Below are 7,634 nucleotides of genomic sequence, written 5' to 3'. Positions count from 1 at the left end.
GTATTCGTAGGTGGTCGCTTTGCCGCGCGGGTCGGTCTCGGTCAGCGCTTGGCCGTACTGGTTATACGTATAGCTCCACTTGCGCTTCTCGCCGAGCGCTGCGTTGAAGCCCAGGTTGCCCAGGGCGTCGGCCGTCGTGTGTTCATAGCGTCGGCATACGACGGCAATCTTGCTGCCATCCGGAAGCAGGGGCGCGTCCGGCGCACACACAGGCGTTCCGCCCAGGATCGGATCTTGAACGCCGTTGTAAACCAGGGTTGTGATCTTGCCGGGTTCCGCCATTCGTGTTTTTAGATTCCACAATGGGTGCCATTGGGTAGTAATCTTCCGCTGCGGCATATCAGCAGGCAGCCCAACTGGGACGGAATACGCTGCGACATCCGTCGGACAGGTGTCGGATGTTCCTAGCCCCTCTACCCTTACCGTCTCCAAATTCCGACTGGTGTCGTACGCCATGCAGCTCCGCTTGCCTGAGAAGTCAAGACGGTTAACGATATTTGAGTTTGCGTCATAGACCAGCTGACTATCAGCCGCAGCGCAGCCACTGCCCCCCGGCTGAGTTCTGCTGACCGGCAAACCGTCATTATTGAACGTAATGTCAATATTGGAATTCAATGGACTGTTGACATGTACGACACCAGACAAACCCATGTCCAAATTTCTAGGATCGTCAATTTTCCACCGCTCGACGCCGTCACCATGAAACGTGTCAGCAGCCCTGGAATCGATATACTTGTAGGTAGCAAAGCGCTTACCGTCCTCATCGACAACCCCGGTCAACAAGTTAGCGCTCGGAGCACGATACCAGTCCCCAGAAACATGCTCCGGTTCGTTCCAGTAATAATTTTTTGTATTTAGATCGGGATAAATTACAGAAGAAGGCACAACGCCAGAGGATCCCGTCGTCGGATCAATCACACCAGAGGATGGGGTACTTCGGTGCGAGTAATTGACGACAGCCCCATTCGGTAGCACAATGTTTTGCACTTGATTTAAATCATTGCGACCGATGAACAATTGCCGGCCATAAATGTCTTCAATACTGCTCGCCAAGCCGGAATCGCTTGACATATATTTAGGATAAATCCGCCCGCCACCAGCGGGTGCGACTTCGACCAAGCGAGAAGATGCATCGAATACTTTTTGAAGATTTGTGCCAAGGTCAGTCAGCACCCACGATCCGTCAGCGCGAGGTCCGAGCAACCGTTGAAACCATTCACCATGAACCGATTGCCAGCCATCATTTACCTTAACAAATGAAATCCCTACTCCGCCTGCACCAACTGGGCTCGCGTACGATGGATCTTCGGAAAGATATTTAAAGCAATCCTCCGCAGCAGGGTTATCTACCACCCCCCGTTTACAGCCACGCGGCTGCCAATAGGACCATCGCCCGGACACTCCTGGCGCAACGAACGTATGTTCGAAATTAAACTGAAACTGACCGGTTTTACTTGAATAGTCCCTACTTATTGTCAATAACCCCTTAGGATCGTCGAAGTCGATCTCCGTTTGAATTTTGGAGGCATCGCCCGCAGATATTGGATTGCCAAACCTATCCGATGCACAACGCTGGCAAGCTTGCGTTTGTATTTCTCGTGTGCATATTGGCTGGCCGTCGGTAGTGGCGCCAGTACGATAGCCTTCCGGACAATACCATCCAGTGAGCGTCGAACTCGTATCAATTTGATCATGGCTGGAGTCAGTCCAAGTATCATACCAATGATCCATTACACACTTGCGTACCGGCTCTCCCCAAATGTTTCCCCCATCGCCACCGTCACAAGGAGTGGATCCTAGTACGTTAACGACATAACGCCCATTGCCAAATTGGCTTATCAAAGAAACAGAGCTTTGCTCCGCCTTCTCTCTGTCGAAGAAATTGGTGCTGCCCGTGTAATCCTTATACCACACATTTGCCTTCAAAATCTCCATCCGAGAATAGGCGAGCACTTGTGGACAGAAAGCAAAAAATGCCATAAAGAAAAGAATTCTATTTGTTTTTTTCATCACGCCCTCCAGGGTGGTTGAGATTTTGAAAAATTACTTGTATATGCCGGTTACGGCCTATAGATAGGGTAGATCTCATGCATGGATATATCCATAATCGCTACGCGCGCACGATCCAAAACCGCAATGGCTCTGCCCAAAGCCCCATGCATATCACGCCGGAGCGACCACGATTCGCCCTGCGCGAGCAGGGCGCACGGCGTGAGTGAAAGGACCGGTCATCTGATCAATCTTCCGACCATTCGCCGGCATGATCGTTTTGCTTGTCATGGGTTTCCTCCGCGTGTGATTGTTGGGGCGGCTCATTGCAAGCCGGAGACGCTTTGCATGCGTCCGAGTGCGTCATAGGTCCGGGTGACCGTGCGCACCAGCGTGCGGGTGGCCACGTCGGTGCCCTTGAAGTAGCTCTCGGTGAGCCGGTTGCCGGCGTTGTCGAGCTCGTAGTGCTCGCTGTTGCCGTCCGAGCTGCTCACGTCGGTGAGGCGGTGCGCGTCGTCGTAGGTGTTGAGGGTCCAGCTGCCGTCTGGCTGCGTGACTTGCTTGAGCAGGCCGGTGGCGTAGTAGTCGTAGCTGGTGACCAGCCCGGTGCCGCCGCCTGCCGGGGTCTGGGTGAGCTTGCTCAGCCAGCCTCGCACGTGGTACTCCCGGCTCTCCGTGCTGCCGTTGGGCAGCACGGTGGTGAGCACTTGGCCGAGCTTGTTGTACTCGGTGTACTGGGTCTTGAGGGGGTTGGCGGTGCTGGGGCCCTGGGTCACGGTCTTGAGGTCGCCCAGGGTGTGGCCGCGGGCGGCTGCGCCCTCGCCGGTGAAGCTGGTGGGTTCGGTCCAGTATTCGTAGTTGGTCGCTTTGCCGCGCGGATCGGTCTCGGTGAGCACCTGGCCGTATTGGTTGTAGCTGTAGCTCCAGCTGCGGGTGTCGGTCACGGTGGCGTTGGCCGCACTCAGGTTGCCCAGCGTGTCGGTGGTGGCCTGCTCGTAGCGCTTGCAGACCACGGCGATCTTGCTGCCGTCAGGCAGTGCTGGCGCGCTGGGGGCGCAGTTCAGTTTGGGGTGCGCCGGGTCCACCAGGTCGGTCTGGTCGTTGTAGACCGTGGTGGTGATCAGGTTGGGCTCGACCACCTGGGTCTGCAGGTTCCACTGCGGGTGCCACTGGGTGCTGATCTTGCGCTGGGGCTTGGCCGGGCCGACGATGGTCGCGGTGTAGCTGGCCACGTCCGCCGGGCAGGTGTCGGCTGACTTGAGGCCTTCCACCCGCACCGTCTCCCGGTTGCTGCTGTCGTAGGCCATGCAGCTTCGGTTGCCAGCGAAGTCGACTTTGCTGGTGACGTTGCCTTGGACGTCCAAAATGACACTACTCGTCGACGCAGCACAGCCTGACCCAGCTGGCTGGGTTCTCGTTTGAACATGTGGGTAGCCAAACACCGTGGACGAACCGAGCCCGATCGCCGATCCTTTTGGGTCAGTCAACGTCGGGCTGATGGGAGCTTGCCACTCGTGGTAGCGATAGATCATCTTCGCCGCCGAATCATAAACCTCCGTCACGATTGGTTGCGGAGCAGTGTCATAGGCAACGCTGTAGCGGTTCACTGAGCCGGCATGCTCCGTGGAAACTGCTCGCCCCTGCGCGTCATATCCAAATGTGGAGTACCGCCTCCCCTGCTCGTCGATAACCCCGGTCAAGGCCCAGGGCAGCGCAGGCAGCTCGTACACAAATTGACGCACACCGGTATCGGCCCAAGTGACCAACGAAAGGTTACCGCCGGCATCGTAGTTAACGAGCGTCGTTTGATCAGCAGAGTCAGTGATTTGGGTCACACGTCCGTCTGTGGCAGCAGCACCTCCCGGCGACAACGTGTATGAGAAGCTGAAATTTCTCCCAAAACTATCAGAAACCAGAATTAGGTACCCAGAGGCCGGCGCTATTGATGCAGGTGTTGTGGTATCGCTGTACGAGAAAGTTATATTTCTACCATCAGCATAGTTGATAACTGAAAGTCTGCCGAGGCCATCATAGCTCTCGACCGCCCCTGAGCTCATATCGGTATAACGATAGAGGCCAGAGACGAGGCTCAGCCGATCGGTGACATCGGCATCGCTGCTGATAGAGGTGCCATCGACTTGAAAGCTTACAATTCGACCATCCCCTCGATATGCCTGCACAATCACCTGATTCGGACTGGCCACGATTTTTCGGTGCGAGGTGCTAAACCATAGTGCACCAAACCCCGGAGCATCACCAAATGACTGAGCAGTTTTACCGTCGGCCTGCGCAACCATCTGTCTTGAACTGTCGTAAGTAAGTTTGAGCGATTGATGCCCAAGTTCCAGACCCATATCCACCGACTCTCGCTTGGAGCCAGTGAGAGGATATATTGGATTACCGGCTCCGTCACCACAAGCAGGTGGCTTGTTGCCACGTTGAATGTCCTTAATTGGCACACAGACATGATCTTGCCCTACAAGCCGCGTGTCTACGGGACACGAAATCCACGAGACCGCATATGAACCAGTGCATGGATATATATTAGGATCATTGTTTCGCGTATAGCCCCCACCCCACGGTCCGGTAGTTGATACAGGCGGATTTGGCTCCGAGCCACTCCAAAAACAGCTCGCGTTCAAGCCCTGCGTTGCCGATAGATATGCATTGACTTTCTGCTCAGAGAAGGCGCGAACTTCGCCCCAATTGCCATTCATCGCTTCTCCGTTAAAGCTGTAGCTCCAGAATTGCGCCTCGGCGGCGGGACAAAACAATGCCGCCGAAATCCCTAGCAAAAATATATGGCCATAGAAAATTTCTTTTTTGCAAACACTGGCCTTCATTGCATTCGAGAATTTCGAATTCTGCAAGCTGACATCTTCATGTTTCATCATTTCCCTCCCTGCTATCGCCTCTATGCTAGTGATGGCCATTCACGTGGCACCTCTGTTGCACATTCGTCAGTTAGTCGATCATTAGAAACCTTCAATGGGCGTCACTCATTGCATCCCTGAGACGCTTTGCATGCGTCCCAATGCGTCATAGGTGCGCGTGACCGTCTTGACCAAGACCTTGGTGGCCGGGTCGGTGCCCTTGTAGTAGCTCTCGGTGAGCCGGTTGCCGGCGTTGTCGAGTTCGTAGTGCTCGCTGTTGCCGTCCGAGCTGCTCACGTCGGTGAGTCGGTGGGCGTCGTCATAGGTGTTGAGCACCCAGCTGCCATCAGGCTGCGTGACTTGCTTGAGCAAGCCGGTGGCGTAGTAGTCGTAGCTGGTGACCAGCCCGGTGCCGCCGCCGGCCGGGGTCGGGGTGAGCTTGGTCCACCAGCCGCGCAGGTGGTACTCCCGGCTCTCGGTGCTGCCGCTGGGCAGCAGGGCGAGGGGGCGGCTGGCCGTTCTCTCTTGCGTGCTGCGAGGCTCGCAAGGGGACCGCATCTCTGAAAATCTCTCATTCATGGCTCTTCCCAGAGCCATGGCAGATTGCACCGAACAGCCCGTGGACCAACTACGCAAGTCAAGCTCGCGTGCTTGATCATCGAAGCATCGCTTCGATGTACTGGATCGCTCAGTCTCCTCCCTGCGAAGACTCTTCTTGTTTGATTGCTGGATACCTCGGTCCAGAAGCACTTTACAGCAGGGGCACTTGGCAAGTTTCCTTAAGTTTGAGGATGTTCCCCTCGGGTTGCGGGTTGCGACATTGAAGCATTGGCTCAACACAGCGCTGGCTCAAGGCCCCGAGTTCGACACCAACTTCTGTCCGGCCAACCTTGATCGTGTCTGCAAGGCTGGAAGCCGGGCGAAAGCACAAGACTGTGAACTTGGCGTTGGGACTGGTCCGACACATCCTGAATCTGGCCAGCAAGAGCTGGCGTGATCAGGATGGCAGGACCTGGCTGGAGCATGCACCGGCGATCACGCTGCTGCCCCTGACCGGGCATCAACGCGAGCCGAGGCCGATCACGTGGGCGAAGCAAAGAGCGCTGCTCCCGTTGCTGCCGGCACATCTGGCTCGAATGGCACTGTTCAAGCTGAATACCGGCGTTCGAGACGACGTGGTGTGCAGCCTGCGCTGGGAATGGGAGATCCGTGTGCCGGAGCTGGGCGTGTCGGTTTTTGAGGTGCCACGTGAGCACGTCAAAGGCCGCAGGCGCTCACGGGTGCTGGTCTGCAACAGTGTGGCTCAGTCGATCCTCGAGTCCGTGCAAGGGCAACACAAGGAATTCGTCTTCGTGTGGCGTCGTGAACGAGTGAAGAGGCTGGACAAAGAACCGGTGATGGTCTACCAGCCTGTGCGGGCGATGAACAACACTGCGTGGCAGAACGCGCGCAAGAAGGCCGGGCAGGGGGACCTGCATGTGCACGACCTGCGGCACACCGTCGGCATGCGATTGCGTGAAGCCGGTGTGCCGGAGGGCACGATCGCGGACATCCTGTGGCACAGCAAGCAAACCATGACCCAGCACTACAGCGTGGCGCAGATCGTCGAAATACATGCGGCGCCGGAGAAGGTCAAGGAAGACAGCGGTCGCTGGAACCGCAGTCTGGCCATGCTGAAGAGGGAACAACGAGAGGGTCTGGGAGGGGCGACTCCCCCAAAAGTCCCCCAGGAAAGAAAAACGGGTTAGATGCCTTTGCATCTAACCCGTTGATCTAGAACCGAAGTTCTGGTGCGGCTGGCAGGATTCGAACCCACGACCCCTTGGTTCGTAGCCAAGTACTCTATCCAACTGAGCTACAGCCGCTTGCTGTTCGCTGAAGCTAGCAGTATATGCCGGATTAAACTTGCCGCGCAAGTGTTCGGCCGAAAAATTTGGGCACCTCGGCTGGGCGCCCCTCTGACGCCCCGGAGCGTACTGCCGCGACGCTGGCCAGACGGAGGCAGCGCCCACGAAACCTCACTGCGCCGTGACCTTGGCGGTGCGCACCACGCGGCCCCATTTCACGATGTCCGAATCGATCAGCTTCGCGAACTGCTCTGGCGTGCTCTGCAAGGGCTCCACGCCCAGCCTGGCGAACTGATCGCGCACATCGCTGCCCTGGGTGATGGCGGCGAGCTCACGGTTGAGCCGCAGCACCAGTTCGGGCGGCGTGGCTGCCGGCACCACGATGCCGAACCAGGACTCGGCCAGCAAGTCCGGCAGGCCCACCTCGGTGGCCGAAGGCACGTCCGGTGTCACAGGGGAGCGCTGCGCACTGGTGACCACCAGCCCGCGCAGCTTGCCCGCGCGGATCTGCGGCGCCAGGATGGCCACGGTGTCGGACGCCACCTGCACCTGGTTGCCCAGCAAGGCGGTGACGGCCTGCACGCTGCCGGCAAACGGCACGTGCAGCATGTCCACGCCGGCCTGTGCTTTCAGCAACTCGCCGGTCAGGTGGCAGGTCGTGCCATTGCCGCAGGAGGTGAAGGCCAGCGCGCCGGGTTGGCGCTTGGCTTCGGCGATCAGCTGCGGCAAGGTCTGGATGGGCGACGCGGCATTGACCGCGATGATGAACGCAGTCGACGCCACCAACCCCACCGGCGCGAAGCTCTTGACCGGGTCATAGGGCAGCTTGGCATGCAGCGCGGGGTTGATCGCGAGCTGGCCATTGGTTGCCAGCGACAAGGTGTAGCCGTCCGGCGCCGCCTGTGCAGCGGCCTGCGCCGCGACG

General features: G+C 57.8%; 4 protein-coding genes, 1 tRNA gene and 1 pseudogene. 1 reads left to right on the top strand and 5 read right to left on the bottom strand.

All coding sequences use genetic code 11. From position 1 onward, the window contains the following. From FKP22_RS15290 to FKP22_RS15280, 3 genes and pseudogenes are all read right to left on the bottom strand, one after another. A pseudogene (locus tag FKP22_RS15290) lies at positions 1-2,010 on the bottom strand (hypothetical protein); the annotation flags it as partial. A 302-nt stretch (positions 2,011-2,312) separates the two neighbouring features. Continuing rightward, positions 2,313-3,296, bottom strand: a complete 984-nt coding sequence (locus FKP22_RS33440) for an RHS repeat domain-containing protein (protein ID WP_141288332.1) — start codon at positions 3,294-3,296, stop codon at positions 2,313-2,315. 1,692 nt (positions 3,297-4,988) lie between these two features. Then, a complete protein-coding gene (locus tag FKP22_RS15280; RefSeq protein WP_141288331.1) occupies positions 4,989-5,420 on the bottom strand; it encodes an RHS repeat domain-containing protein in 432 nt (143 codons plus the stop codon). Between the two features lie 383 nt (positions 5,421-5,803). On the opposite strand from FKP22_RS15280, the gene FKP22_RS15275 reads away from it, so the two are divergent. Next, entirely contained in the window at positions 5,804-6,610 is an 807-nt protein-coding gene (locus FKP22_RS15275) for a tyrosine-type recombinase/integrase (protein ID WP_141288330.1), read from the top strand. 40 nt (positions 6,611-6,650) lie between these two features. Here FKP22_RS15275 and FKP22_RS15270 read toward each other — a convergent pair. Beyond that, a tRNA-Arg gene (locus FKP22_RS15270) sits at positions 6,651-6,727 on the bottom strand. 153 nt (positions 6,728-6,880) lie between these two features. Beyond that, positions 6,881-7,634 (bottom strand): Bug family tripartite tricarboxylate transporter substrate binding protein (locus FKP22_RS15265; protein WP_141288329.1); only part of this gene is annotated, 754 nt, incomplete at its 5' end.

The sequence above is a fragment of the Ideonella azotifigens genome, assembly GCF_006519715.1.
Lineage (GTDB): Bacteria > Pseudomonadota > Gammaproteobacteria > Burkholderiales > Burkholderiaceae_C > Ideonella > Ideonella azotifigens.
This window is presented reverse-complemented; position numbering and strand designations above follow the sequence as displayed.

Bases quoted from the DNA above. Each gene is read 5' to 3' on its own strand.
- FKP22_RS33440 (WP_141288332.1), bottom strand. From the start codon at position 3,296: ATGGCCTACGACAGCAGCAACCGGGAGACGGTGCGGGTGGAAGGCCTC.
- FKP22_RS15280 (WP_141288331.1), bottom strand. From the start codon at position 5,420: ATGCGGTCCCCTTGCGAGCCTCGCAGCACGCAAGAGAGAACGGCCAGC.